The sequence below is a fragment of the Verrucomicrobiia bacterium genome, assembly GCA_035946615.1.
Classification (GTDB): Bacteria; Verrucomicrobiota; Verrucomicrobiia; order Limisphaerales; family UBA8199; genus DASYZB01.
Window position 1 is genome coordinate 40,968 of the sequence record DASYZB010000030.1, and the last position, 25,489, is coordinate 66,456.

The 25,489-nt window shown below is 59.4% G+C and carries 21 protein-coding genes; 4 read left to right on the top strand and 17 right to left on the bottom strand.

All coding sequences use genetic code 11. The features are described from left to right. Nucleotides 1-90: 90 nt before the first annotated feature. Both VG146_04810 and VG146_04815 read left to right on the top strand, forming a co-directional pair. Entirely contained in the window at nt 91-1,200 is a 1,110-nt protein-coding gene (locus tag VG146_04810; protein ID HEV2391669.1) for a CmpA/NrtA family ABC transporter substrate-binding protein, read from the top strand. 422 nt (nt 1,201-1,622) lie between these two features. Then, a complete protein-coding gene (locus tag VG146_04815; GenBank protein HEV2391670.1) occupies nt 1,623-4,529 on the top strand; it encodes a hypothetical protein in 2,907 nt (968 codons plus the stop codon). Nucleotides 4,530-4,612: 83 nt separating this feature from the next. Here the strand turns inward: VG146_04815 and VG146_04820 are convergent, their stop codons facing one another. The 3 genes from VG146_04820 to VG146_04830 are packed head-to-tail and all read right to left on the bottom strand — an operon-like array spanning nt 4,613 to nt 5,924. Next, on the bottom strand, nt 4,613-5,038 hold the full coding sequence (locus VG146_04820) for a hypothetical protein (GenBank protein HEV2391671.1): 426 nt from the start codon (nt 5,036-5,038) through the stop codon (nt 4,613-4,615). Next, nucleotides 5,035-5,331, bottom strand: a complete 297-nt coding sequence (locus VG146_04825) for a hypothetical protein (protein HEV2391672.1) — start codon at nt 5,329-5,331, stop codon at nt 5,035-5,037. Before VG146_04825 ends, VG146_04820 begins: the two co-directional genes overlap by 4 nt. Further along, entirely contained in the window at nt 5,328-5,924 is a 597-nt protein-coding gene (locus tag VG146_04830; protein ID HEV2391673.1) for an RNA polymerase sigma factor, read from the bottom strand. Before VG146_04830 ends, VG146_04825 begins: the two co-directional genes overlap by 4 nt. A 109-nt stretch (nt 5,925-6,033) precedes the next feature. On the opposite strand from VG146_04830, the gene VG146_04835 reads away from it, so the two are divergent. Together VG146_04835 and VG146_04840 are read left to right on the top strand one after the other, a co-directional pair. After that, complete coding sequence (locus VG146_04835; protein HEV2391674.1) at nt 6,034-8,124, top strand: elongation factor G; 2,091 nt, start codon at nt 6,034-6,036, stop codon at nt 8,122-8,124. 15 nt (nt 8,125-8,139) lie between these two features. Next, nucleotides 8,140-10,449, top strand: a complete 2,310-nt coding sequence (locus VG146_04840; GenBank protein ID HEV2391675.1) for a DUF5696 domain-containing protein — start codon at nt 8,140-8,142, stop codon at nt 10,447-10,449. A gap of 56 nt (nt 10,450-10,505) precedes the next feature. On the opposite strand, the gene VG146_04845 is transcribed toward VG146_04840, so the two are convergent. The 14 genes from VG146_04845 to VG146_04910 form a co-directional block, all read right to left on the bottom strand. Then, a complete protein-coding gene (locus tag VG146_04845) occupies nt 10,506-12,005 on the bottom strand; it encodes an ATP-binding protein (protein ID HEV2391676.1) in 1,500 nt (499 codons plus the stop codon). 36 nt (nt 12,006-12,041) lie between these two features. Continuing rightward, complete coding sequence (locus VG146_04850; GenBank protein ID HEV2391677.1) at nt 12,042-13,280, bottom strand: hypothetical protein; 1,239 nt, start codon at nt 13,278-13,280, stop codon at nt 12,042-12,044. A 32-nt stretch (nt 13,281-13,312) separates the two neighbouring features. After that, nucleotides 13,313-14,941, bottom strand: coding sequence for a secretin N-terminal domain-containing protein (locus tag VG146_04855; protein HEV2391678.1), 1,629 nt, complete (start codon nt 14,939-14,941; stop codon nt 13,313-13,315). Between the two features lie 6 nt (nt 14,942-14,947). Continuing rightward, nucleotides 14,948-15,757, bottom strand: a complete 810-nt coding sequence (locus tag VG146_04860) for a hypothetical protein (protein HEV2391679.1) — start codon at nt 15,755-15,757, stop codon at nt 14,948-14,950. Further along, nucleotides 15,754-16,287 (bottom strand): hypothetical protein, encoded by a 534-nt coding sequence (locus VG146_04865; protein HEV2391680.1) that lies wholly within the window; start codon nt 16,285-16,287, stop codon nt 15,754-15,756. The genes VG146_04860 and VG146_04865 overlap by 4 nt, the downstream gene beginning before the upstream one ends. After that, nucleotides 16,277-17,737, bottom strand: a complete 1,461-nt coding sequence (locus tag VG146_04870; GenBank protein ID HEV2391681.1) for a hypothetical protein — start codon at nt 17,735-17,737, stop codon at nt 16,277-16,279. Before VG146_04870 ends, VG146_04865 begins: the two co-directional genes overlap by 11 nt. Continuing rightward, entirely contained in the window at nt 17,734-19,143 is a 1,410-nt protein-coding gene (locus tag VG146_04875; GenBank protein ID HEV2391682.1) for a hypothetical protein, read from the bottom strand. Before VG146_04875 ends, VG146_04870 begins: the two co-directional genes overlap by 4 nt. Beyond that, the gene (locus VG146_04880; GenBank protein ID HEV2391683.1) at nt 19,140-19,928 is read right to left on the bottom strand and encodes a type II secretion system protein GspJ; all 789 of its coding nucleotides are present in this window, start codon (nt 19,926-19,928) and stop codon (nt 19,140-19,142) included. Before VG146_04880 ends, VG146_04875 begins: the two co-directional genes overlap by 4 nt. A 6-nt stretch (nt 19,929-19,934) precedes the next feature. Further along, nucleotides 19,935-20,381, bottom strand: coding sequence for a hypothetical protein (locus VG146_04885; GenBank protein ID HEV2391684.1), 447 nt, complete (start codon nt 20,379-20,381; stop codon nt 19,935-19,937). A gap of 25 nt (nt 20,382-20,406) precedes the next feature. Next, the gene (locus VG146_04890; protein ID HEV2391685.1) at nt 20,407-20,913 is read right to left on the bottom strand and encodes a hypothetical protein; all 507 of its coding nucleotides are present in this window, start codon (nt 20,911-20,913) and stop codon (nt 20,407-20,409) included. 395 nt (nt 20,914-21,308) lie between these two features. Next, complete coding sequence (gene gspG / locus VG146_04895; GenBank protein HEV2391686.1) at nt 21,309-21,746, bottom strand: type II secretion system major pseudopilin GspG; 438 nt, start codon at nt 21,744-21,746, stop codon at nt 21,309-21,311. Between the two features lie 30 nt (nt 21,747-21,776). Then, a complete protein-coding gene (locus tag VG146_04900; GenBank protein HEV2391687.1) occupies nt 21,777-23,021 on the bottom strand; it encodes a type II secretion system F family protein in 1,245 nt (414 codons plus the stop codon). 3 nt (nt 23,022-23,024) lie between these two features. Beyond that, nucleotides 23,025-24,791 (bottom strand): GspE/PulE family protein, encoded by a 1,767-nt coding sequence (locus VG146_04905; protein ID HEV2391688.1) that lies wholly within the window; start codon nt 24,789-24,791, stop codon nt 23,025-23,027. A 56-nt stretch (nt 24,792-24,847) separates the two neighbouring features. Next, a complete protein-coding gene (locus VG146_04910; protein ID HEV2391689.1) occupies nt 24,848-25,390 on the bottom strand; it encodes a hypothetical protein in 543 nt (180 codons plus the stop codon). Nucleotides 25,391-25,489: the final 99 nt, after the last annotated feature.

The window sequence follows — 25,489 nt, forward strand, 5'->3', positions numbered from 1 at the left end:
TTTCCAATTTGTTGCCAGGTACCGTGGTGAATATTGCCGCGAGTTTTGCCAGTTACAGCTCTTGGCCTGCCCTCTGCTTTGGGTGTTGTCATGAGTCGTGCCAGAGTAGAGATACTGAAGAGGAGGGAGCCGTTGCGGATTGGGTTTCTGCCGGTGAGCGATTGCGCCCCCTTGGTCTATGCCAGCACATCCGGCCTATTCGAGAAATTCGATTTGGAGGTACAGCTCCAGCGCGAGAGCAGTTGGGCGCAGGTGCGTGACAAAGTGATTTACGGCGAGCTGGATGCCGCCCATGCCCCTGCCACCCTGCCGTTCCTGGCCAACCTCGGCCTGGATTCCGACCCGTGCGCCTGCGTCAGCGCGCTGGTGCTCAGCCTGCAAGGCAACGGCATCGCCCTGTCTCGATGTCTTTGGGAAGAAGGTGTGCATGACGCACCCGGTTTGCGCGAACAAATCTATAAACTATGGCGCAAACGCACTTATACCTTCGGCGTGGTGTTCCCGTTTTCTACCCAGGAAATCCTCCTGCGCCAATGGTTGCACTCTGCGGGCATTGTCCCGGATGTCGAGGTCCGCGTGGTAGCCATCCCGCCAGCGCAGATGTTTCCGACATTGAAACTGGGATACATCGACGGGTTCTGCGCATCGGAACCGTGGCTGTCACTGGCCGCGCAGGCCGGCGCCGGCGTTTGCGTGACCACGAGCGCTCAACTGGCGCCCATGCACCCCGAAAAAGTCCTGATGCTCCGCCAGAGCTTCGCCGCTGGACGCGCTGAAGAGCATGAACGGTTGCTGGCAGCCCTGCTGGAGGCTTGCGCCTTTTGCGAGTTGCCACAGAACCGAGAGTTTCTGGGTGACCTGTTGTCGGACCCGCAATACGTGAATGCCCCCGCAGAATGGGTCCAGAGCGGGTTCGGGAAGGCCTTCGAGGGCGCTCAGTCCACGAGCGGCTTGAGCATCTTTCATGGCGCCAAAGCCAATGAACCCAGCGATGAGAAGGCCTCGTGGATAATGAACAATCTATACGAATTGCTTTGTCAACGCGGCTTCATCGCCAGGAGCCTCGGACGGACTCCTGTCCTGAAGAACATTTTCCGCCGTGACATATTCCTGCGCGCCCAGGCCAGCCTGGCAACCGGCGGGTCGAATGCGCGCGGCGCGCCTCAACCGCTTGAGACGCTGGCCGGGGGCGCTGCTTAAATACGCGGCCCTGCTCTTTCCCCGCGCCCCTCCTCCGAGGCGCGGGGCCGAGGCTTGGGCGCCTTGAAGGGTTCTCGGCGCCCGGCCTCGGATTTTGTTGCCTAAAGAAACTGGAAAGAGAATCTCTTATCCGCCAGATTCCTGAGGCGCCGCGCAAGATACGCCAATTGGTTTCCGACCTGCAAGATACCGTCAAGACTGCGGAGGCTGCGGGTCTGGTCCTTCCCCCGCCGAAGACTCGCCCGATGCGTGGAATCGAGGCCACCGCCTGAACTGATCCTTCTTCTGTTGGTGTGCCGCTGGCTTGGCCCGGTGAAACTGAGGGCTGAGAACAGAGCCTCCTGGCGGCGGCTGCTACGGACCAGGATGAGGCTAGCGGTTGACATTGGGGGCGCGACTCTCGAAGATCGAACATAGAAGAGATGACGTTCCTGCCCATTGTGCGGCGCGAATTGCGGGCCACCGCTCGCCGGCGCGCCACTTATTGGATGCGGCTGGCTATCGCGCTATTGGCCACTTGCGTGGGCGCCGGCACCTTCATCGTCACGCTCGGGTCGGTCACATTGCAGCAGACCGGGCAATTCATTTTCAGAGGCCTTTCCGGTCTGCTGTTGCTCTATGGGCTGGCGTATGGGCGGCGGGCGACAGCGGATTGTCTCAGTTCCGAAAAGCGGGAGGGGACACTCGGGTTGTTGTTCCTGACGGACCTGAAGGGACACGACGTGGTGCTGGGGAAACTGACCGCAACGTCCTTGAATGACTTTTACGGATTGCTGGCCGCGCTGCCGGTGTTGGCGGTGTGCCTGCTGCTAGGGGGCATCACGAGCGGGGAGTTCTGGCGGATGGTCCTGGTGCTGGTGGATACGTTTCTGCTGTCGCTGTCGATCGGGATGCTGGGTTCGGCCTTGACCCGGCAATTCCGGTGGGCGATGGCGGCGAATTTCCTGCTGCTGCTGCTCATCACCGGGGCGCTGCCGGCGTGCGCATTGGCCATAGCCTACTCGCTGCCGGCTATAGGGCTGCTGCCGCAACTGCTCTGGTGCTGCCCGGCCTACGGCTTTTACCTCTCATTCGACGCGCCCTACAAGTTTGATCGGGCAAATTATTGGTGCTCGGTGGCGCTCATCCAAGCTATGGCCTGGCTGCTGATAGTGCTGGCCAGCTCGATTGTGCCCCGGTCATGGCAGGATAGGCCCGCGCAGTCCGGCCAGAAACGCTGGCGCGAGTTGTGGCAGGCCTGGAGTTACGGCAAAGAAGCCCAGCGGCCTCAGTACCGCCGACGATTGCTCGATAGGAATGCGTTTTACTGGCTGGCGGCGCGGGCGCGTCTCAAGCCGGCACATGTTTGGGTCTTTCTGGCCTGCATGGCCGTGTGGTGGCTGGTGGGCTGGGCCGCTTCGGGTCATTTTTGGTTCGATGAAGCCGAGTACATTCTTTCTGCAGCACTGCTCAGTTTTGGCCTCAAGGTATGGATAACCACCGAGGCGGGGCAGGAAATCGCCGATGACCAGCGCAGCGGCGCAGTCGAGTTGCTCTTATCGGTGCCGCTGAGCGTCGAGGACATTCTCCGGGGGCAACTGCTGGCGTTGCGGCGTCAATTTTTAAGCCCGCTGCTGGTGGTCATTGGGGTGGAATTGATTTTCATGGCGGCGCTGTATCGGCGGTCGCACGAGGCGCGCATCCTGGCGATGTGGCTGGCAGCCCCGGTGATGCTGGTGATGGATGTGGTCACTCTGGCTTGGGTAGCAATGGCGCGCGCCCTGACGGCAAAGAATCATAATCACGCAACGATTAGCGCACTGCTGCGGGTGCTGGCCCTGCCCTGGGTGCTGTTTGGCTTGGTGTTGGGACTCGGCAATGCCTGGTACACCCTCACCCAATATAGGTACTGGGCGCCCGGCTGGAAATTCGACCTGGCCCTTTGGTTCGCCCTGGGGCTGGGAGCGGATCTCCTGTTCGGCTTAAGGGCTTGGTGGCAGTTGCACCACCATTTCCGTGAGTTGGCGCTACAGCGGTTTAGCCCGGCAGCAGCACCGGTTGCGGCGGAAGCGCGGCCAGAAATTGCGCATCCGGTTGCACAGCCCCAGCCGGACGGCCTTCAGCTAGGGCGTCTGGAAGGTTCAGGAACGGCTTGTGTGCGGCCCGGGAAGCGGTGGGCATGGATGGCGATCTGTTTGGCAACTGGATGCGTTGCGGTGCTGGTGCTTAGCTCGCGCAGCAACGTTCCACGGCCTTTGAGCGTGACTTTGGGACCGCATAAAGGACCGATGCGGGTCCTGGCAATGACGCAAGGCGTGATGTTCATTCTGCCCGACGGCTCGCTCTGGCGTTGGGGCATCCCGGGCACAGCTTGGCCCACGCCGGCTCCCTTTCCAGAGCAGGTCGGGACCAATCGCAATTGGATGCAGGTTTCGGCAGCCGGAGGGCGCTACCTGGGGCTGCAGGATAACGGCACAATTTGGCAGTGGCATTCGAGCGCTTATACATGGGGAGAGGGGCCGGCTCAGGCTGGCTCGGGCAACGACTGGATGAGTGTTGGAGCGCTACACGATTACACAGTGGCCGTGCGCAGCAATGGGACGTTATGGGCCAGGGGGGGCGCCCCATTCGAGGGAGCCCAACTGACCGGGACAAACCTGGTGCAGGTGGGAACCAACGACGACTGGAAGGCCATCGGCGCGCATTGGAGCTGCATGTTTGGATTGCGCAAGGACGGCTCGCTATGGGTATGGGGGCGTCCTTTCTTTTTCGGAACCGGCACGATGGCAGTGAACACCTATGCCAAACCGACCCGCGTATGCCGCGAAATGGATTGGACAGCGTTCAACGGCGGATTGCTGCTGCAGGCCTGGACGCGTTCTGGCGAATTATGGGACCTTTCCTACGGGCCACCCGAGCCGGAAGGCCATGCCTCGGCGAGTTGCCGCCTGGTGCTCACAAACAGCCGCCCCGGCAAAGCCGCGGTAGCCTTTCCGGGCATGCCGAAGCTGTACCACATTCACGCCGATGGCACGCTCTGGGAACGGGATTACTCGTATGAAACGACAAGCCCGCCCAAGGGCCAGTGGCGTCGAGTGGGGGAGCGGTCGGATTGGACTTCGGTTTGGGGTGGGGGCGGGACGGCCTTGGGGCTAACAGCGGACGGGACGCTCTGGACCTGGGGTTTTGACGCCTGGCGCCAGGCTGCGCCGGACTTTTGGTCGAAGCTTCGCATCGCTCGGGTGCGCCTCAGCGGCTGGATAGGCGGCCAGGCTGGAAGGGTGCCGGGCCCCGGGATGCCTGGATTTCAAGACACACCTCGTCCGCTGATGAAGCTGGCGCCGCCGTAGGAGCGCGCCCGAAGGCAGCCGACACCGCCCGCGGCCTCGGCAAGCACGTGCGCACGGCTTCCGTTCCACGCCAAAGCGAAGGCTCATCGTTGTTGTCTGGGCCACGGATCGGGCGGCAACTCGATCTTGAGCCCTTTGTTAAGCTTTTCACGGAACTCATCGCACTTTTGCCGATAAATGACGCGCTGCTCCGGCGTTAACACCTGGTCGATGCGCCGCCAGGACTCGACCAGATTCGTTCCTGAAACACGAACTGCCTGGCCGAAAGTCTGGCCAAATTGCTTTCCGCTCTCCTCCACAATCGCCCGCACCCTTGGTTCCTGCTCTGGAGTCAGCTTGAGTTCCTTTTGGAGGAACTGCATCGTCATTGAGTCGTAATTCTCGACCGTAAACCCTCGCTCGAAAGCGCGCTTGAAATGGAAGAAGCTCGTCACCGCCCCCGTTACCAAACCGGCGGCAAACACGAGCACAATTGCGAGAATGACCTTCCAGTGCTTCAGAATTCTCATTGGGAAAGATTGCTGACAAGGAAGCTCAAGGCCGAAGAAAACGGCTCGGCTGGGGAAGGAGCAGAGCGCTGGCTCACGAACACAAGTGTGCCGCAAAGAATCAACACGAGGGCCGCACAGCTTAACCCCCACGCACTGCTTTGCAGTTCTTCAAAAACCGTGGGGGCTTGGGGTGGTTTTCGGGAAGCCAAAACACGCCCGGAAAAACCAAACGGCGCCTGCTCTGGCAGGACGGGTGACGCTCGCCGCGCCCATTTGAGCAACCGTTTCAGTTCAGGGTCCATCCGATTCATAAATGCGCTTCTCCTTTCAGGCTTCTAAAGGCCTTGTTCAACCGGCGTCGTGCCCTGAAAGCTCGCACCCGGATAGCCACGGAGGACCAACCGGTCACCTGCTGAATCTCGTCCACCGAGCGGTCCTCCATTTCCAGCATGCGCATTAGGAGGCGATCCTCGGGCCCCAAAGCCTCAAGCAGCTTGTTGACCAGTTCGCGGACACCGAGCAAATGGGCAGGGTCTGCATCCTCCGCGTCCGGGCTTATCACTGTCTCAAGAGCCGCTGCTTGCTCTTCAGATAAGTCCGCCATCCGCCATTCCGGGCGGGCCATTTGAGCACGGATGGCATTCAGACAATGATTAACGGCAATGCGAGAGACCCAGTGCTCCACAGGCACTTTGCCTTCAAACTGATCCAGTTTCGCAAACATTTTCACAAAAATTTCCTGCGCCAAATCTTCTTCAGCCGCTCGCCGCGGCAGATTACCGCGCACGATTCGGATCACCGTTGGATACAGGTATTCCACCAGCGAGCGGGCGGCATCCTGGTCTTGCTTGCGCACTCGCGCCAGGCACTCTGCAACGTCCAAATCCAAGTCGTTTCTATTCATGACACGCGAGACGCCCGCCGCGTTACGGCGGGATTACGCTGTTTTTCATTGCGTGCGCTTCTTTCTTCGTGCTTTCTAAAGAACTGTTTTTTATCGGACAGTCTTAATTATGAAAGAATACCATGCTGCTGATATTCGCAACTTCGCCATCGTCGGCCATGCCTCTGCGGGAAAAACCATGCTCAGTGAAGCCATGCTGGCCACGGCCGGCGTCATCAACCGCATGGGGACCATTGCGGGGGGATCGACCGTCTCGGATTATCATGACAGCGAGCAGCATCGGCAAATCTCCGTTTCCACCACGCTCATGCACCTGGAATGGCTCGGGAAGAAGTTCAACCTCCTGGATTCGCCCGGCTACGCCGACTTCATCAGTGAGGGCCTTGGGGCGCTGCGGGTAAGCGATTTTGCGTTGATTGTGGTGCACGCCAATCACGGAGTGGGCGTTGGCACTGATGCGGTGTGGAAATATGCAACCCAGCTTGGCATCCCCAAGATGATCGTCATCAACGCATTCGATAAGGAAGAGGTTGATTTCGAAAAGGCCCTGGCCCAAATCCGCGAGCATTTTGGCAGCCGCATTTTCCCCCTGATGCTTCCGGTCAATCCAGGGCCTGGTTTCAACCAGGTGCTGGATGTGCCGCGCAGCGAAATCATCTCTTACGCCGGCGATAAGAGCGGCAAGTTCACCGAAGCCACCGCCACCGGGGCTTGGGCTGACCGCGTTAAGGAACTGCACGGGCAACTCATCGAGCTCATTGCCGAATCGGATGATGCGTTAATGGAGAAATTCTTCGATCAAGGGGGGCTTTCGGAAGAGGAAATGCGGGCCGGGCTGCACGCGGCCATTCAGAAGCAGGTGTTCACTCCGCTCTTCGTCACCTCGGCGGAAAATAATATCGGCGTGGCGCGCCTGATGGACCTCATCGCCAAATACGGCTCTTCACCTGTGGACCGGCCCAAAGCCCCCGCCGAAGACGCCGACGGCAACGAAATCGAACTCGGCCTCAATGACCCTGACCCCGTCCTCTACATATTTAAAACGATGAGCGAGGCGCAATTCGGCGAACTCTCTTTTTTCCGGGTGTACTCGGGCTCGGTAAAATTTGGCAGCGAACTGTACAACACCGACCGCCGCACCACGGAGAAGATCGGCCAAATTTATCTCCTGAACGGCAAAACCCGGACCAGCGTGCCCACACTCAAAGCAGGAGACATCGGCGCGGTCGTCAAGCTCAAGGACACCCAGACAGTCAACACTTTATGCGCGACAAAAAAGCCGGTCTCCCTTGCCAAAGTCGATTACCCCAAACCCAACATCCATGCCGCCCTCAAGAGCAGCGGCAAGGGTGAAGAGGACAAAATCGCCTCCGGCCTGGCGGCGCTGCATCACGAAGACCCAACCTTTCTGTACATGGTCGATTCGGAATTGCGCCAGACGATCCTTTCGGCTCAAGGCGAGCTGCACCTGGAAGTGATCGCGGATAAATTACGCAAACGCTATAACGTCCATGTCGAACTCATCGAACCGCGCGTGCGCTACCGCGAAACCATCAAGGGCCGCGGCGACTCGAAGTACCGGCACAAAAAACAGACCGGGGGCGCCGGCCAGTTCGCCGAAGTTTGGATGAAGATCGAACCTAAACCGCGCGATACCGGAGTCGAGTTCACTCAAAGCCTTTCCGGGCAGAACGTGGATCGGGTCTTTGTGCCCTCAGTTGAAAAAGGGGTAATGAAGGCCTGCGAGGAAGGCATCCTGGCCGGTTACCGCGTGGTCGATGTGAAGATCGATTTCTACGATGGCAAGATGCACCCGGTCGATTCCAAGGACATCGCTTTCCAGATCGCGGGCTATTTTGGGTTCAAAGAGGCCTTCACCATGGCCCGCCCCTGCCTGCTCGAACCCATTCACCTGGTCGAAATCCGCATCCCGGAAGATTGCATGGGCAAGGTGATGGGCGACCTGTCGAGCCGTCGCGGGAAAATCCAGGGCATGGATATGGAGGGGGGATTTCAGTTAATCAAAGCTCATGTGCCGGCCAAAGAACTCTACCGCTACTCGAGCACATTGCGCTCCCTGACCGGCGGGCGCGGGGTGCACTCGGAAAGCTTCAATCACTACGAAGAGATGCCCCGAGAGGCCGAGCAGCGGGTGATTGAAGAGAGCAAACGCGCCAAACTGCAGCCGACCGCAGAGTGACCTTGGGACACCAGGATGAATACAATCCAACGCCTGGCCCAAACGCTTGGGCTCGCCGAGTGCGTGTTTGCGGCCTTGACGACCTGCGAAGCAGGAAGTTCGCCGCAAACGGCATCTCTTGAAACACCCTTCGTTCGTTTCACTGTCTCGCATGTCGATGGCACGTGTGAAATTGTCGATAAGAAAGCGCACGTCACCTGGCGCTCGGATGCCAAGCACCCCCACTTCGGCTGGGTGCGGCTGAGCTTTCATGAGGAACCCTATCGCGCTCAACTCAAGCGGTGCGACTTGCATTCGCTGGGGACCGAGCTGATTGCCTCGTTCCAGCCGTTCGATTCCAGGCCATGGTCGAAGTTTAATGTGAGCGTGCGCGCGTTGCCGGACCAGAGAACGCTTGAAATCAGTTACCAGGAAGACGACGAACTGCAGGTTGAGAGCGTTTCGCTGCTCGACACCGTGTTCAGCGTGGCCAACTCGCAAAACGGTTACGTCGTGGTGCCGGTGCGCGAAGGGTTGCTGGTCCCCGCCGACAGCGGTGTCAGTTTTACAAACCGGTTCGATACCTACGCTTACGAAGGCTGCCACATGGCCATGCTGGGCGCGGTGCAAAATGGCGCGGCAACGCTCTTGACGTGGAGTGATCCCTATGTCGCGGCGGAATTGCGCAGCGTGGTTGATAGGAGCAATCCAGACATGCCAGGCCAGCGCCTTTCACCCGCTCTGGTGCTGACCGGCTCGGCGCGCAGCTTCCGTGTTCAGTTCCTTGGCAAAGGCGATTACGTGACGATTGCCAAGGCCTATCGGCAGGTCGCGCGAGAGAAGGGCTTGCTGACCACTTGGGAGCAAAAACTCAAGGGTCACCCCGAGCGGGCGAAGCTTTTCGGGGCTGCGAATTTCAAGTTGTGGAGCGCGCTGGACCGCCGCATGAACGAGCAAAGCACCCAGCAAGAATCTGTTCGCACCAATTGGACTTTTGCCGAAGCGGCGCAAGTGGCCGAGCACCTCAAAAACGATCTCAAGCTCGACAAGGTGCTCTTCACGCTGGGCGGGTGGATTCATCGCGGCTACGACAACCAGCACCCGGACATCCTGCCCGCCGCCCCGGAGTGCGGCGGCGACGCCGCGTTTGCCGACTGCGCCCGGCGCGTCCTGAAGCTTGGCTACCTGTTTTGTCTGCACGATAATTACCAGGACATCTACCGCGACTCACCTTCCTGGAATGAAGGGCTTATCATGAAAACCGAGGACCACCAGCTTGCCCACGGCGGCCACTGGGCCGGCGGAATGGCCTATTTAATCTGTTCCAGAATGGCCGTTGGCCTTGCGCAACGTCCTCAGAATTTGCCCGGTGTGAAGCAGCTTTCGGATGCCAATTCCTATTTCATCGACACAACCTATGCCGCTGGTCTGCAGGAATGCTATGACCCGGCCCATGCCCTCACCCGCGGGGATGATATGAAATGGAAACAGGCCCTCTCCGATTATGCGCGGCAGGTTTTTGGGGTTTTTGGCAGCGAGGATGGGCGCGAGTGGGCCATTCCGCACAGCGACTTTTTCGAGGGGCTGACCGGCGTCAGCGGCCATCCTTACCATGACGCGAATTTGCAGGCGAAGCTGGGGGCCTCTGTTGTGCCTTTGTTCGATTTGGTTTATCGGGATTGCATCGCGATCTACGGCAAATATGGCTACGACCCGAACCGGGCTGCGGAATATGTTCTGCGCCATATCAGCATCGGGCGCCCGCTCAATTATCACTCAGTCCCACCCCATTTATATTGGCTGCGGGGGTCTGGCCGGGAAGCTCCCACCCCTTCTTCAGGCGCGCCTGACCCGGCGGTGTTCACGCGGGCCGAAAACGGCTGGGCATCCGGACTCCACCCCCTGGACCGCTTCGTTAAAAACACCTGCGAAATCCTATCTCCTCTCAACGAATTGACCGCCCGGAGCCAAATGTCCCAGCATGAGTTTCTCACACCCGATCGGAAGGTGCAGAGAACCGTGTTTGGGCAGGGCGCCACTGCGGTCGAGGTAGTGGTCAATATGAGCACTAATGCGTTCGAATATCCCCAGAAGAGCGGCGTCGTGGTCCTCCCGCCATACGGGTTCTTGGTGCAATCACCAACGTTCGTTGCGTTTCATGCGTTGAGTTGGGGCGGGGTGAGGTACGATGCGCCCGCCATGTTTACGTTGCGAAGCCTCGACAAACACCCTTTAAATCGCTCGCGCAAAGTGCGCGTCTTTCATGCCTTTGGAAGCGACCAAGTACGGGTCGGCAAACTTACTCATTCGGTGCCGACTGAAATGGTTCTCGGGTTCGGCAGTTAGTTAGCTGCATGGCGCAGAGTTTACAAAGGTCGATGCCTGGGGATATTGGAATCGCCCTATCCCTGGGCGATCTTGAGATGAGTGATGCGGAAGATAGCCCCTTGAGGTTGGTTGGGCAGGCACTCGATTTCCCAGCCATGGGCAAGGACAATCTGTTGTACGACAGCCAGGCCCAAACCTGTTCCGGTCTTCTGCGTAGTGAAGTAAGGCTTGAAGATTTCGGCACGGCGCTCCGGGGGCACCCCGGGTCCGTTGTCACGCACCTCCAAGGCGGCTTCGGCGGCGCTCTTGCGGGAAGCAACGATTTGGATGTTGCCCGCGCCGTTGACAGCCTGCACGGCATTGAGCAGCAGGTTGAACAGGGCCTGGCGCAGGAGTTGTTCGTCCGCTTCAATCTGCAGCGAATCGCCCTGGACCTGCAACGTAATTTTTTTCTCTTCCAGGTCATAACTCAACGTGCGGACCACCTCGTTGACTACGGAGTTGAGGACCAGGGACGCGCGGCGTACTTCACGCGGCCTGGAATAATTGATAAACTCATTGAGTTGCGCGGCCACTTTGTCGGCCTCATCCACAATTTCGTGGGACTTTTTGGCTATCTCTGGCGAAGTCTCAGGCTGTTTGGAGATCATCTGAGCCAGGCCGCGGATGATGTTCAATGGATTGCGCGTTTCATGGGCCAGGCCGGCGGCGGCGAGATTCATCTCTTTGAGGTGGGTGTTCAGTTCGCTGGCGCGAACCAGCCGGATTTGGAGATCGGAGGATTTCATGAGGCTGCGCCAGGCAACCCCTGTGCCCAGCGCCGAGACGGTGGCCAGCAGCACGATGATGCTGCGCAGATAGAGGTCACGTGTGGAAGCTGCATCGAACGATTCGGTGGACATCGCAATCGCCAACCCGTGCAAGGCGCGCTTTTCCATGAGTGACTGATACTCCTCGTCGCTGAGATTCCGCAGCCACGGTGGCCTGCGGGGCTCGCCACGCCGAAACGGTGGGGGATGGGGATGAGCCGAGGCGATATTTGTCTCGATTTGAGTTTTGGCTGCTGGGTCAGGGTGCGAAGAGGGCGGTGGGCCGGGATGGAAATCGCGGGGAATCGGAGGGAGAATGACTGTCGGATTAGTGGCCCCTTCCGGGCTCATGGTGCCTAGATCAACCGGGTGGACAAAAACCACGGTGCGCTGCCCCCAGCGCTCGCCTTGCTGGGCAATGTCCTGTTGGCTGAGGTCAATTGGCCTGCCTGCCTCGGCAACCGATTCATTGCTGGCATTGAGCAGCACCAGGGCGAGCAGTTCGCTGGACTTGACCAATTCATTGGTGCGTCCATTGACTAGTTCATCCAGCACCGGCACTATCCGCTCCTGGAGCACCGCCCCGCTGCGAAAACGCATTCCCCGCAGACAAGCGCTGACCGTGTTGGCTATATCTTTGGAACGATTGCTTAGATTGGTTTTGGCGGCCTCCCGGACGCGATAATGTTCCTCGGCCTGCCACACCACCACCAGCGCCCAAACGGAGGCAAGCAACGAGTAGAGAACCAAATTGCGCCGAGCCAAATCCACAATAATAGCGGTTAAACGATTAGATTATTCTTATTTATGCGTGCTGGGCAAGCTGGAGTTGGACGGCGGTTTGGCGGGCAGAGCGTCCAGGAATTTATTAATTTCCTCTTCACGGAAGGCTTTCGGGGCATCGGCTTTGGCGCGTTCGCTCGCAGAAAGGGCGGCCAATGCGGTGGGATTCTGCACGATGCGCGGTGTGAGGAAGATGAGCAACTCGGTTTGGGCGTTGCTGCGCTGCTGCCGTTTGAAAAGGTTCCCTAAAATCGGAATATCCCCCAGGAGCGGGATTTTGGTGTCGGTATAGGACTTGTCGCTTTCCATCAAGCCTCCGATGATGACTGTCTCGCCGTCAGCGGTGACGACGACCGTATCGGCGGAACGATTATCGATGACAGGGGCATTGACTCCGGCGGCGATCGGGACGGTGATGGTCGGATCGAGGGAAGAAATCGAGGGTGAGACCATCATTTGGATGAGGCCGTCGGCCGTAATGAAGGGCGTGACTTGGAGCGTGACGCCGATGGTCGTGTAGGTGATGGAGTTTATGGGAGTCCCATTGAGTGGATTGTAAGAAACGCTGGTGATTAGCGGGACGTACTGCCCGACGTTGATGGTGGCCGGCTGATTATTGCGAGCCAGAATCGAGGGACGGGAGAGGATTTTGGCCCGGCCAGCTTGAGCGATTGCGCGCAAGGTCACCTGATAGTCCTGACCGAGAATCTGGTACAACCCGGCGCCCGGCTGCGTGATGGGAGATACAGCGGAGAAACTGGAGAGTGGCTGGCCGAACTGATTGATGTTAGTGCCGACCACCGAGCTGAGGCCGGACAGGCCGAAGCCATTGACCGCGCTGGCACTGCTGATGGCGCCATTCATGTTCTGCCTGCCCCATCCGCCCTCGAGGCCGATGTCGGAGGCGTTGTTATAGGTGACTTCGACAAAAACGACTTTGATGAGCACTTGCGGTTTGGGTCGGTCCAGATTGGTCAGCACTTGGGAGATGTAGCGAGCGGTGTCCTCATCGGCGATGTACACAACTCGGTGCGTCTCCGGGTCTATGGAAAAATAGGCGTCGCCAATGGTGCCGTTATTGGGGTATTGGCGTCCGGCGGTGGAGGCGCCGCTGGTGGCGCCGGCGCCAGCGGGCCGGGCGCCGGCAGCTCCGCCACCCCCGGCACGCTGCTGTGCGTGGATGCAAGGGGTGAATGCGAATGTGAAACTCAATATGGCGCTGAGGTATTGCGGCCGCAATGGGTGTTTTTTAATCATAGATGCCTCGGTAGGTTTATGTGAGAGAGTCGTTACCGGCCCAACCCGCCGACACCGGCGCCGCCGCCGGCGCCCACGCCGGAGCGCATTAAGCTCGTGCCGATGGTGGATTGCTGGTTGCCGGTGGTCTCACGCAAGGTCAGCGGGTTATTTTGGCCCATCAGTGAGTTGTTGTTGTTGTTGTTTTGCATGTGGACCGTGCTGCGGTTGAAGAGGTCCTGCAGGTTGCGATAAACATCCTGCGGGTCGGCGTTCTGCAACTCGAAATAGCTGACCACCTCTCTTTTGCCTTTGCTCGAGTCCAATTCGGCAATCATGGCGGCTATCTGCGGCATGAGGGTCTTGGAGGCGGTGACGATGACGGAAGCGGTGCGCGGGTCCGGAACCGCAAGCACCTTGCCCATTTTTCGGGCGCGGTCGCTGGTGTTGGCTGCGTTATTGTTATTGGCGCCGGCGAATCGGCCTCGGAAAAAGAAGGGCACGTTTTGGTTATTATTATTGTTGTTGGAACTGGTCTCGTCGGGGAACAACTGGGAAAGCTGGTCGGCCATCTCGGAGGGGTCCGCATTGGCAAGGCGAAAGACGCGCAACTCGGTTTCATCGGAGACTTGCCGGTCAATTTGATCGAGCATTTCGTCAATGGTGGTTATCATATCGGGCGGGGCGCTGATAACGACGGAATTGGAGCGATCATCGGCAACGGCCACGACATGGGCGCCGGCGGTGTTGCCACGTGTGTTGGCACTGGCGGCCGCCTGAGCCATGGCGCGGAAGAAGCCGCCTGGACCGCCACCGCCGGGGCCGCCGAAATTGGGGCCGCCGCGGTTGCCCTGGCCGCCAGTCTGGCTGGAGCTTTGCGGGGAGAAGATTTGGGTAATCAAAGTGGCGGTATCTTTCGCGTCGGCGTATTGCAGTTGCCTGACTTTGATGGTGGAGACAGTGGCAATCGAGGTGTCGAGGGCCTGGACGATTTTGAGCATGCGCTTGATGTCGCTCTTGGTGGCCACCAGCAACAGCGTGTTGGCGCTCTCATTGGCGGTCAGCGTGGCGCTGGTTGGCAACAGAATCTCCAAATTCGGGACCAGTTGGGTCGCGCTGGCGTAATGCACCGGAATTATCCGGGTCTCCATCTCATCGGAATCGGGCACGCTATTGGGGTCGCTTCCGCTAACCACCTCAAGTTGCGAAGAAGTCTTTGCGGTGTCCATGGGCATGATCGTCAGGATGCGCCCGTTGCGGACAATGGCGTAACCGTTTTTGGAAAGCACCGAGCTGAGCAAATCAACGGCTTCGTCTTTGGTGACTGGCTGCTTGCTCCAGACCTCGACGGTACCATGAACATCGGCGGTTTTGTTGATGATAAACCCGGCGGCATCGCTGAGGTAATCCAGCACCAAGTTGAGCGGGGCGCCATGGAAGTTGATGCGCAAACCGTTGGTCCCGTTTTCGGAGGTGATGGGCGGCGCCGCGGCGTTCGTAGCGGCCTCTGATGCCGGGACTGTGGCCGGCGCGGCTGTGGCTGTGGTGTCCGGCTGAGCAGTGGCGGCTTGGTTTGTGGGGCCGGCTGGTGGCGCGGCCAGGTTGGTTGAAGGGGTGTTGGATTGCGCGGTCGCCAAGCTGGCCAAGGCGGTTGAGAGTACAAAGAGGATTAGTGGTTTCATGGTAAATCAGTCCTTTTCACGTCGTAACATCAGGCGTTTGAGTATCTCGCTTTCCCCTCCATTGCTGGCAGAGCTGGGTTGCGAATTGCTGGAGGAACTATTGGAGCCGGCGGCGTAGGTTTCTGCGCCGGCGACCTCGACCCAAGTGCCATCGTCCTGCCGGCGCAACTGGGCGCCCACCGGCAAATTTATCTGCTTGTTGTCCTGGGTTAGTTTGACCGAATCAGGCAAAATGGCCAGAACAGTGTAGCCGGCGATGGTCTCGGACGGTTTCAAGACCTTTTTATAATCTGCGCTCGTGCCATCGAAGAAGGCAAAGTCGCCTTTGGAATAGCTCATGGTACCGACGAGGCTAAAGGCATCCACGGTTTTGGCCTGGACCGGCGGGCCGCTGCGCGCCATGCGATTGGGGTCAAAGATGTTCCGCTCGGTGATGAGCCGGAAGGCAGAGAAGTCCAATGAGGACGGGCTATTTGTAGCGGCTGAAGCTTCAGCCGCGGGGGGCAAGTTGTAGGCGCGGCGGCGATTTTGTTGCTGGCGTTCCCGCCAAAGAGAGTGGGCATCCGGCCCAGGCGTACCTGTGAGGGTTTGGGTAGGGGCGGGGGGGCCATTAGTGCTCTCGGAGACCTCGGCAGCCGATTCCATTTCTTTGAGGGCGGGTTGATCGGGCGGCATTTGTTCCGCCTGGATGACTTCGTTGGTTGGGGGCAAATCATTAGTGTCTTGTGCCTGCGATGAGCAGCGGCCCAGGGCTAGTGCCAGACCGGCGGCGAGCAACCAGTGTTTCCCGTGACATCTTTTACTGCTTAGCTTCATTTTGGTTCGGGATGGAGCACCAGGCCGCTGAATTGCAGGCCAAGGGAAAGTTGCTGGCCGTCTTTGTCGCGGGAGGTGATTTCGACCGAGTCGAGCTTCAAGGCGAGTGGCTCGCGTTCGGCCTGGTAAAGAAAGCGGCTGAGCCGGTTGATGTCCCCGCTGGCGTCCACGCGGCACTCGTAAGTCGCGTAATCATCGGAATCGCTTTTCCATTGCGGGGTAATGGCATTAATGATGACCCCGGTGTTGTCCGCCCAGTTGTTGATCGCGTGGAAGACCGCCTGTTCGGCCGCCGAGGTGTTGTTGGTCAACGCACGGCGCTGCATTTGGTCCCAATGCTCACGAACGCCCCGTTCGCGCTGGGCCAGCATTTTCCCGCGCGTCAATTGATTGCGTAAAACGGCAATTCGGGCGGCCCGCGCGGACCACAAATTCGTCAACGGGGACAATAATAGTTTGTCAGCGGCGAACAGAGACACTGCGGCTACCGCGACAATGATGAGAAGTTGCTGGCGGTTTTTAATTTGCACTGGCAACTCCTCCTTTCCATGCAAAGACGAAACTGAACTGGAGCGCGGGGGATTGGCCGCGAGTCGGGCCGAGATTGGCGTCGCGGATTTGAGGTTCAGCGCGCAGCCGTTGGATGGTTTGGAGCAAAGCCGGGTAGCTCCGGGCGGTCCCAGTGCAAGTAACGGTTTTTAAATCACGGATTTCAACGCTTTTGGCTGTGACGCTGCCGTCCTCAGGAAATGCCTGGGTCAGGCAGCGCAGCAAAGTCAGGCCGCGCACCGTCTCATCGTCCCAGGGACGGTATTGGTTGATTTGTTTGTTGATGATTTCGAGCTGGGTAACCGTGGGAGCAATGCGGGCCCATTGCGCTTCCACGCTCCAAAGCTGGCATTGCTGATAAAAAAACAAGCCGCCCACCAGCACCGCAGCAGCCCCCGTGGCGGTCAGGACAGTCCGCAACCGTCCCGAAGCATAGCGGGAGGACATCTGTTGCCAGGGGGTGAGGCGGGGCGGTAAGAACTCGAATACGGCTGGTTTGCCGGCAAGTTTCTGGGCTGCGAGGCTGCATGCCTGACTGACGGGAGCATCGGCAGGCATCGCCACGCCAAATTCCCCCGGGCTATAGCGGGTTACGGGCTCTGCCTTCAACCCGAGAGAATCCAGCCGCAAATCCAATTCGTCAGTCAATTGCTGGGCCAGGTCGCGAGGGCCGAACACGCGAATCGCGCGCACGGCTTGTCGAAGTTCGGGCGCCAACTGCCCGAGGGTGATGCGCACCTCCCGTGCAACGAGGTCCGCGTGCAACACGCGCCGGCTGCCTTCCAATTCCAGCGCTCCTTCCAGAGCGCGCAAGGAGGCCACGCCCCCGCCCGCGATGACTTGGAGCGCAAGCTGGCTCTCGCCGATTCCCAGCGCCAGCACCCCGGGGCCCGCACTGGTTCCGGGCGGCTGCAGAGCGGTAATACCCAGCGAGAAACTCACCGGCTTGAGCTTGGCCGCGCGGAGCGCCTGTTCAAGAATGGCCAGATGGTTGTTGGGAATGCCTGCCAGCAGGGCCTGGGTCTTGCCCGGAGAGACCTGGCAGCGCGACGAGCCGATGTTCAGAGTCCCGCTATCGCACGGAAACCCGCGTTCGGCTTCGATTTGCAGAAAACTGGCAACATCCGCCTCTGGCAAATCGGGGATTTCGATATGCGTCACCAGCGCCCATTTGAGCGGCAGGCCCACCACGCAGTTGCGTTCCCCAACTCCGGCGGCGTCGAGGTGATTGCGAATTTCGCGTCCGACCAGTTCCGGGGCATTCGTGAGCGGGTCCAGCGAGAGCGAGACGGAGAAGGTCTGTTGGAGGGTAAGGCCGCCGTTGGTGCGGCGCAGCACCAGGCCATCGAGCCGGCTGCCATCCAGCGACAGCCCCAACAGCGAGGTGAGCCGTTTGTGCCTGCCAAAATTCAATTTGACCAATTCATTCATGGGGTGCTCTTTGCGAAAAGCCATTTGTCACGCACCGGTTTGCCCAGCGCCCAGCCAAGCTGGGTCAGGTCCTGTCGATAAACGATCTGCGGCGTGCCGGTGCTGGTATCGAAAACGAACCTCACCCGGCGATAGCCCCGGCCATGCGGCCCCAAGGCGGCGACATCGGCGCAGAATTGGTAGGTTTGAGTCGTAATACAATCGTTGGTCTGGAGCATCGAGAGGTCGGATGAATAACTCTGTCCCAAGGCATCCATCACCCAGCCAATGGAAGCGAGGTTGTTGGGATTGGTTTGGCGGTAGGTAATCAGTTGTTGCGCGGCGGCCTGGTCCCCGTTGAGCAGGCAAGTCAGCACCGGCAGGGGCGCCGAGTTGACGTTGACGCGCCCCTGGATGAACGCGCCGCTGGTGGTAGTAATGTTAGTTGAGATTTGGGCGAACTCGACGCTGGTCATCCCGCTTTGCACAAAAAAGCTCAGCGGGCTTGGAAAGCTCCTGGATATGGCAACGGGCGCATTGCTGGCGCCGCGGCCTCTTGTGCCCGGACCCGTAGCCGCTCCTCCTCCCAACCCCAGGCGGGCCAGAATTTGGCCGGCGCGGGCCGCTCCTAAATTGGTCTGCAACAGCGAAGAAATCGCCGCGACATTGACCGGGTTTATATCAACCTTGGCCGAGCCGTTGCTGTTGGTGTTTGGTTCGCGCGTATAGAGAGTGAGGTACTCGAAAATTCCCGGGTCCACCATGTTGTTCTGGTTCTCGTCGTTTTCATTCGGGTCAAGGATGCCATTTTGGTTGACATCCTCACCGACCAGGATGTCCATATTCGCGCCATACACCAGGCGCAATTCGCCGAGGGTTTCGAAGGGCTCGCTTTTGCACTGATAAGGCGGTTGCTGCATCGCGTAGTAAAGCACCGTGGGGCCATTGGCATTGGTGCTCCGCCAATCCAGGATGGCCTGCGTGATGTCAATGGTCATGCGGGGGAGCCAAATCAGCGCGTTACTCGGGGCCAGGTTCAAATTGAGTTTCGAGGCCTCATCCACCAGCCCGAAGCAGATTGTGCCGGGACCCACGGGGTTGTTGGTATCCCGTCCAATAAGCCAAAAGTGCGCGTCCCCAACTGGCACTGCCTGGCACTGATAATCGAACAAAGTCGGGAAACAACCATTGGACCCGTTCACAATCTGGGTTTCGAGCAGGTAATTGACGTAACGGGTGGCGCCGTCGATGGCCTCATCGGCAACTTGGGCCGAGACCCGGTTATCGGCCGCATGCAGTTCGGAAGTCATCGAATCGGCGAAGTAAATGGCCAGGCTGACCAGCCCAAAAGCTATCCAAAGCACGATGATGAGCACCGAACTGCGTTCGGAAAGCCCTGCGGTCAGGTCATGGCGAAGAATGTTCATGGCATCGCCGTAAAGTTTGTGCGCGTGACCGTCATCAACGGCACGGTCATTTCCAGCGGTTGCATCGAGGCGACTGCCTGGCCCTCCTGTGGGGCCAACTGGATGCGCACCCGGACAGCGACCGGGAGATTAGTATCGCCCGAACTGGTGTCCCAGTAGTTGCGCCACTGGAAGCCGTCGTAACAATCGAAGTCGATGGTTGAGATATGGCTAAGTAAAGTTTGTGGATCAGGCGTGACGAGTGTCGTGGCCAGGAGGTTGCGATTGACGTATCGCACCAACTCCATGCCGGGCTGGCCAGAATCGGTCGAGGCCTTCAGCGCATAAAAAACCTCCTGCAAATCCCCCCACGGGGCGTCATCGCCAACCTGCCCCGTTGCGCTAAAGAAATCGAGACCCGACCCACCTGCAGCGGCGCCTGTAATGCCCATGTTTGCGCCCACCGTTTGCACCCCGCATTTGAAATCCCCGGCTAAAAAGCCCCCGGGCCCGACCGCCCCTTTCAAATCGCGGCGCATCATCTCGAAGGTCCGCTCGGCAGGTTGGCTGGCGGCCACGGCACTGGAAGTCCGCTCGCGCAAGCGCACAGCGGTCGCAAAAACGGCTTGGATGGCCACCAGAATGATGGCGCAGATAGCCAGGGCCAGAAGCACTTCGACCAGCGTAAATGCGCTGTCTCCCACCCCGGAGTGATTGTTAGACGCCGCACCGCATCCGTGAGAGACGCCGCCTCGACCTGCCGGCGAGGTTGCCTGCGCTGCGTTGTTCTCCAGGTGGGCTCGCATGCGTTTCTAATGCGTTGAAGTTGCCGGCAAACCCAGGGTTAGCGAACTGTCCACCAGTGTGCTCATTTTCACGCTATAATCATGGCCGCGGACGTTGTAAATCACCTCGACGGAGAGCTGGCGAATGACGCTCTGGCCGGGGTCCTGTATCCAGGGGTCGCTCGTCAGGGTCCAACGGAAAGGCCGTTGGTCTTCGGTGGTGGTGCCTTGGAGGGTTTGGGTCCAATTGGTATTGACCACATTATCGTTGAGCACTTGCAGAGCAATGCGGGCGGCCTGGCCTTTGCGCGCGGCCACGGCCCCGGCCAGGCTGGCGATGTGCAATCCCTCAACCGCAACGGGTATCACAATAGCCATGAACAGCAGCGCCGCCAGAACCTCGGCCAGCGTGAAGGCGCTCACCAACAGGTGTGCGCCCCGAGCCCAGGAACCATTTGTTGCGCGTTCTTTCAAACGGCAGCCAGGGTTTGGGCCGCGGCTATTTCTGGCTATTCCGAATTTCATAACTGAGCTTGTCGCTGGTTTGGACCAGCCAGAGCGAGGAGCCGTCACGGGCGGTTAGCACTAACTGGGTGGGGCTGGTCGAGCTGATAGTCCCGTCCGGCAGGAACCGGATAGTCGGCAACGTCGGGTGAGCCAGTTTGACCGGGGGCACACTGGCAATGCTAGGCATCTGCCCCGGCGTGAGCACTTGGGGAGTAGCTGCAACCGGCGGTTTGGCGGCCTCGATTTGCAGGCCCGTGTCGAGCTTGAATTCGACTGCGCGCCCATCGGTGGTTTCGTAGCTCGGCTCGGCTTCCAATCCGAACTTGCCATCTGCCGCATCAATCCAAAGGTCCATCGGCAGGCCTTCCGAGACCGCGCGGCTCTGGCCGCCATGGGTCAGGGCCAGCAGCCGGCGCGCTTCGGAATCGAGTGAGCGACCACGAAAAAAATTCGACAACGCCGGCGCAGTGAGAGAGACAGCCATGGTGAGAATGGCCATCACAAGAATCAGTTCGATCAGGGTGAAGGCGGAAACAGGGTGGCTTCGTGCAATTGGTCTCTGGCTCCGCGCGGTCTGAGGAGCCCCCTCGTTAGGATTTTGTTTCTCATCCCGGAGGGACGATTGAGAATAGCCCAACGCTTCAGCGTTGGGGAGACGTTTGGTGGCACGAGTCCCGAAGGGACGGCTGAATGGAGCACGCAAGTGTGCAGGTTCAGCCGTCCCTTCGGGACTAAAGGGCTGCAACATCCCCTCCCCAACGCTGAAGCGTTGGGCTATTATCGGATGTCCCTCCGGGACAGTCGGTGCACTGGGTTTGACCGCCACGAGCCTCGGCGTAGGTCCTAATGGCGCGCTCCGCATTTCCACTGCATTTTGCGTCCACGGCTTCATCTTCAATGGCTCTGGACAGGCCAGTTGCCGATTGGGCTCTGTTGTCCGGGCGGGCCTGGGGAACTGATGTCGTAGGAGCTGGGATTATGTTTACCTGGACACTCATAAACATAATCACCGCCCCAGGGGTCCTTGGGGATGCTTTCGAGGTACGGCCCGTGCCAGCCCACGGCATCGCGTGGCTGTTGCAGCAGGTCGCCCAGGCCGTTTCGGCCTTTGGGATAGTAGCCGGTATCGACCTCAAAGGCGTCGAGGGCCGTCTTGAAATTGGCTATCTGGGTTTGTGCAGCCGTCACGCGCGCCTGTTCGCTGCGTCCCATCACCTTGGGATAAACAATGGCTGCCAGGGTGGCCAGAATGACCAGTACCAGCAGCATTTCCACCAGGGTAAACCCGGAGCGGCTCGGGCCGGTTTGTTTCGTCAGTTCTCGTATTTTCATATTCTGCGAATGAGCATTGAGTGGCGGTTCTTACTTGATGTATTCCTGCATAGTGAAGATCGGCAGCACCATGCTGATGAAGATGGTCCCGATAAAGCCGGCGATGAAAAACAGCAACAGAGGCTCGGCGAAAGCCACGGCGGTTTTGAGTTCGCGATCCAGGTCACCTTCGGTGACATTGGCAATCCGAATGAGTTCCTGGTCAAGTTTGCCGCTCTCCTCGGCAACCGCTATCATTTCCACAACCGACCCAGGAAAGAGCCCTCTGCACTCGGCCAGGCTCGCCCCGAGCTGACCGCCTTGCTGGACCCGCTCGATGGATTGGTTGACGGCATCGACCAGGATTTGGTTGCCAATGGATTTGCGGGCGACGTTAAGGCCCTTGACCAGAGGCACGCCGGCGCTCAGCAAGGTGCCCAGCATGCGGCAAAAGCGGGCCATGGCAAATTGAGCCACCAGCGGCCCCACAATGGGGGTGCGCAACATGAGCCCTTCCCAGACCCGGCGTCCTTTTTCAGAAGCAACCCAGTTGCGGACCAGCAGGAACAGGAGCACAAGACCCATCAGCACGAAGAAGCCGTAATGACGCACGATATGGCTGGCGCCCAGGACTATCTGCGTCGGCAAAGGGAGCGCGGCGCCCAATCCATTGAAGATGGTTTGGAACTTCGGAATGAAAAACGTCAAGAGGAACACCAGTACCGCCAAGGCCAGAACCAGGAGCACGCACGGATACAGCATGGCGGCAGTCACCTTCGAGCGCAGGTCCTTCTCCCGCGCGTGGAAGTCAGCAATTTGGGCAAGCACCAGGTCCAGGAATCCGCCGGTCTCCCCCGCCTGCACCATGGCGGTATAGACTCGCGGGAAGGTGTCAGGTGATTTGCCCATCGCGTCGGCCAGCGACATGCCGTCCACAACAAAGTCATGGATTTCTTTCCATTTGGCCTGGGCCGCCGGGTTGGAGGATTCCTTGTGTAGAATGACCAGCGCCCGGCTCAGGGGCACGCCTGCAGCCAGAAGGCTCGAGAGCAACCGTGTGAAGTTTTCCAAGGCCCGGCCCGAGACCTTCTGAGCCCTTTTGAAGAACGTCCCCGAGAAGGAAACCGGCAGCTTAAGTCCCGGTTGCGCGGCAGCAGCGGCTTTTTCCGAGAGGCTCACGGGGCGCAAGCCGAGGTTGGCCATCTGGGCAAAGGCCTCGGAGCGGCCCGGGGCCTCGAGTTGGCCTTCGGCCACCGCGCCGTTAGCTTGCAAGGCCTTGTATTGAAAGAGGGCCATAGATTAGCGCCGGCTCAGCGCCGCTTCCGCCGGGGAATTCTCGTGGGGAGCACCGCCCACAGCGATTGATTTCTTTGTCGCTGCCACTTCTTTTGCGGTAGTCACGCTCAGGACTTCCTCAACAGTCGTGACGCCCAAGGCCACCAAGCGCCAGCCGTCTTCAGCAAGCGTGCGCATCCCGGCGCGCCGGGCTGCGTCGCGTATCAAGTCGCTCGAGCCATTTTTAAGGATCAACTGTCGAATTTCATTGTTGCTATCCATCCACTCGAAGATGGCGTGCCGTCCGAAAAAGCCGGTCTGACGGCACTCGCGACAGCCCACGGAGGTATAGATCGTAGTCGAGGCAGGGATGCCAACCTGTTCCTTGAATGCCATTGCGGCGGGCGATTGGTCTTCCCGTTTGCAATGCACGCACAGCACACGGACGAGCCGCTGGGCCAGAACCGCTTCGAGAGAGGACGCCACCAGGTAGGGCTCAACTCCCATATCCACCAGGCGGGTCAATGCACCGGGGGCATCATTGGTGTGCAAAGTCGAAAAGACCAAGTGACCGGTCAAGGAGGCCTGGACGGCGATCTGCGCGGTCTCCTGGTCGCGAATTTCACCAATCAGAATGACATCCGGGTCGTGACGCAGGATCGAGCGCAGCCCCCGGGCAAAGGTGAGGCCCGCCTTTTCGGAGACCTGGATTTGGTTCACGCCTTTGAGTTGGTATTCGACCGGGTCCTCGATGGTGATGATTTTGCGCTCGGCATCGTTGATTTCATTGAGGGCAGTGTAGAGAGTCGAGGTCTTGCCGCTGCCGGTTGGGCCGGTGACCAGAATGATGCCATGGGGCAATTGCAGTACGCGTTGAAAGGAATCGAGCTCGTGCGTGTCCATCCCCAGTTGTACTATGCCCCGCAGGGTCGAGTTCTGACGCAATAACCGCATGACGACCGCCTCGCCGTGGAGCATGGGAATGACTGACACGCGGATGTCCACCTCGGCATCCTCGATCCGGATTTTAATGCGCCCGTCCTGGGGCAGCCGTTTCTCGGCGATGTTCAGGTGGCTGAGAATTTTTAGGCGGGAAACAATGGCAGGCTGAAAGCGTTTGATCTGCGGGGGCACCGGCACATCCTGCAGCACGCCGTCGATGCGGTAGCGGATGCGCATTTCGTCCTCGAATGGTTCAAGGTGAATATCCGAAGCGCGCAATTCGATAGCGTCGCGGAGCACCTGGTTGACAAAGCGGATAATTGAGGCGTCCTCCGCCGCGTTGTCCAGGTCGGTGTCTTCCTCGGGGTTCTCATCCACGACCTGAAAGGAGCCCTCCTCACCCAAAGTGCCAATGGTATCGGCCCCCACTCCCAGGCGCTTTTTCATCTCACGCTGGATCGCCTCGCTGCAAGCCAGGACCGGCTTGAGGTTCAAGCCGGTCATGGTCTTGAGCGAATCGAGCCCTTGGGTGGCAAATAATCGGCTGGTCGCTACCTCAACCGTCCCATTGAGCCTGCGCAGCGGCAGCAGTTCCTCTTTGAGCAGAATCCGGGCCGGGAACAGCGAGAGGAGCTGGCGGTCCGGTTCGACGTCCGCCAGGTCAGTGAAGCTCAACCCGTATTCACTCGCCAGCCAGCGCAGAACATCTTCCTCCCCTGAGATGCTCGGGGCGCTCACGCCGTGCTGCCGGACCAGCGCCTCGGCGTCGGTGGCCGACAATTGCCGGCCAGCGACCATCTTATCAAGCAGCGGTTTGAAGCCGCTTTCCTGCGCTACGGTCTGGCTCATGGTTGGCATGGTTGACTTATGAATAATTAAGGCTGGATTTCCGGCAAAGGGGTGGATTAGAGCAACCCGCTAAGAGTGGCGATAGCCTCTTGCCGCGAGGTCAACACCTTGCGCAGGTCTTCCTGGGCCTGTTTGAGTTCCGCCTCTTTGGCTTTGCGCGACTCGACGTACTTCGCCAGAGCGGCCTTGATTTCCGCCTTGGGCGCTTTGGCGTCAATGGCCTTCTGAAGTGCCTCCGCCTCCGCGCTCGGCGGCTGGCCGAAAGGACCGCGGCGAGGCGCGGCATCCTGACTGGGCCCGCCATTGCCGCCACCCCCGCGCCGGCCAAACATGCCCCGGCCCATGCCGCTCATGGCTGCCATGCGGGCATCCATCACCTTTTGGACCAGCGGTTCGAGAGCATTCCACTCCGTATCATCGGTGACTTCGAGTTCCCCTTTTATCCGGTCCATCATCCGCGCGCGGAATTGCGCAGGATCAAAGTTACGCCGGCCCGGGTTGCCCTGAGTATCTTGCTGGGCCTGCGCCGGGGCGTTGATTAGGCCCAGGCACAAGGCGCCCGCCACGCCAGCCAGCATCAGCCATCGGTTCGTTTTCATATTTATTATTATTTGTATTGGTTCGGTACTGCTCTGCTGCTTTTTCGGTTTTCAAGTACAGAGCCGCTCATTCGCTGCTCTGCACACGTCCAGCGCTCT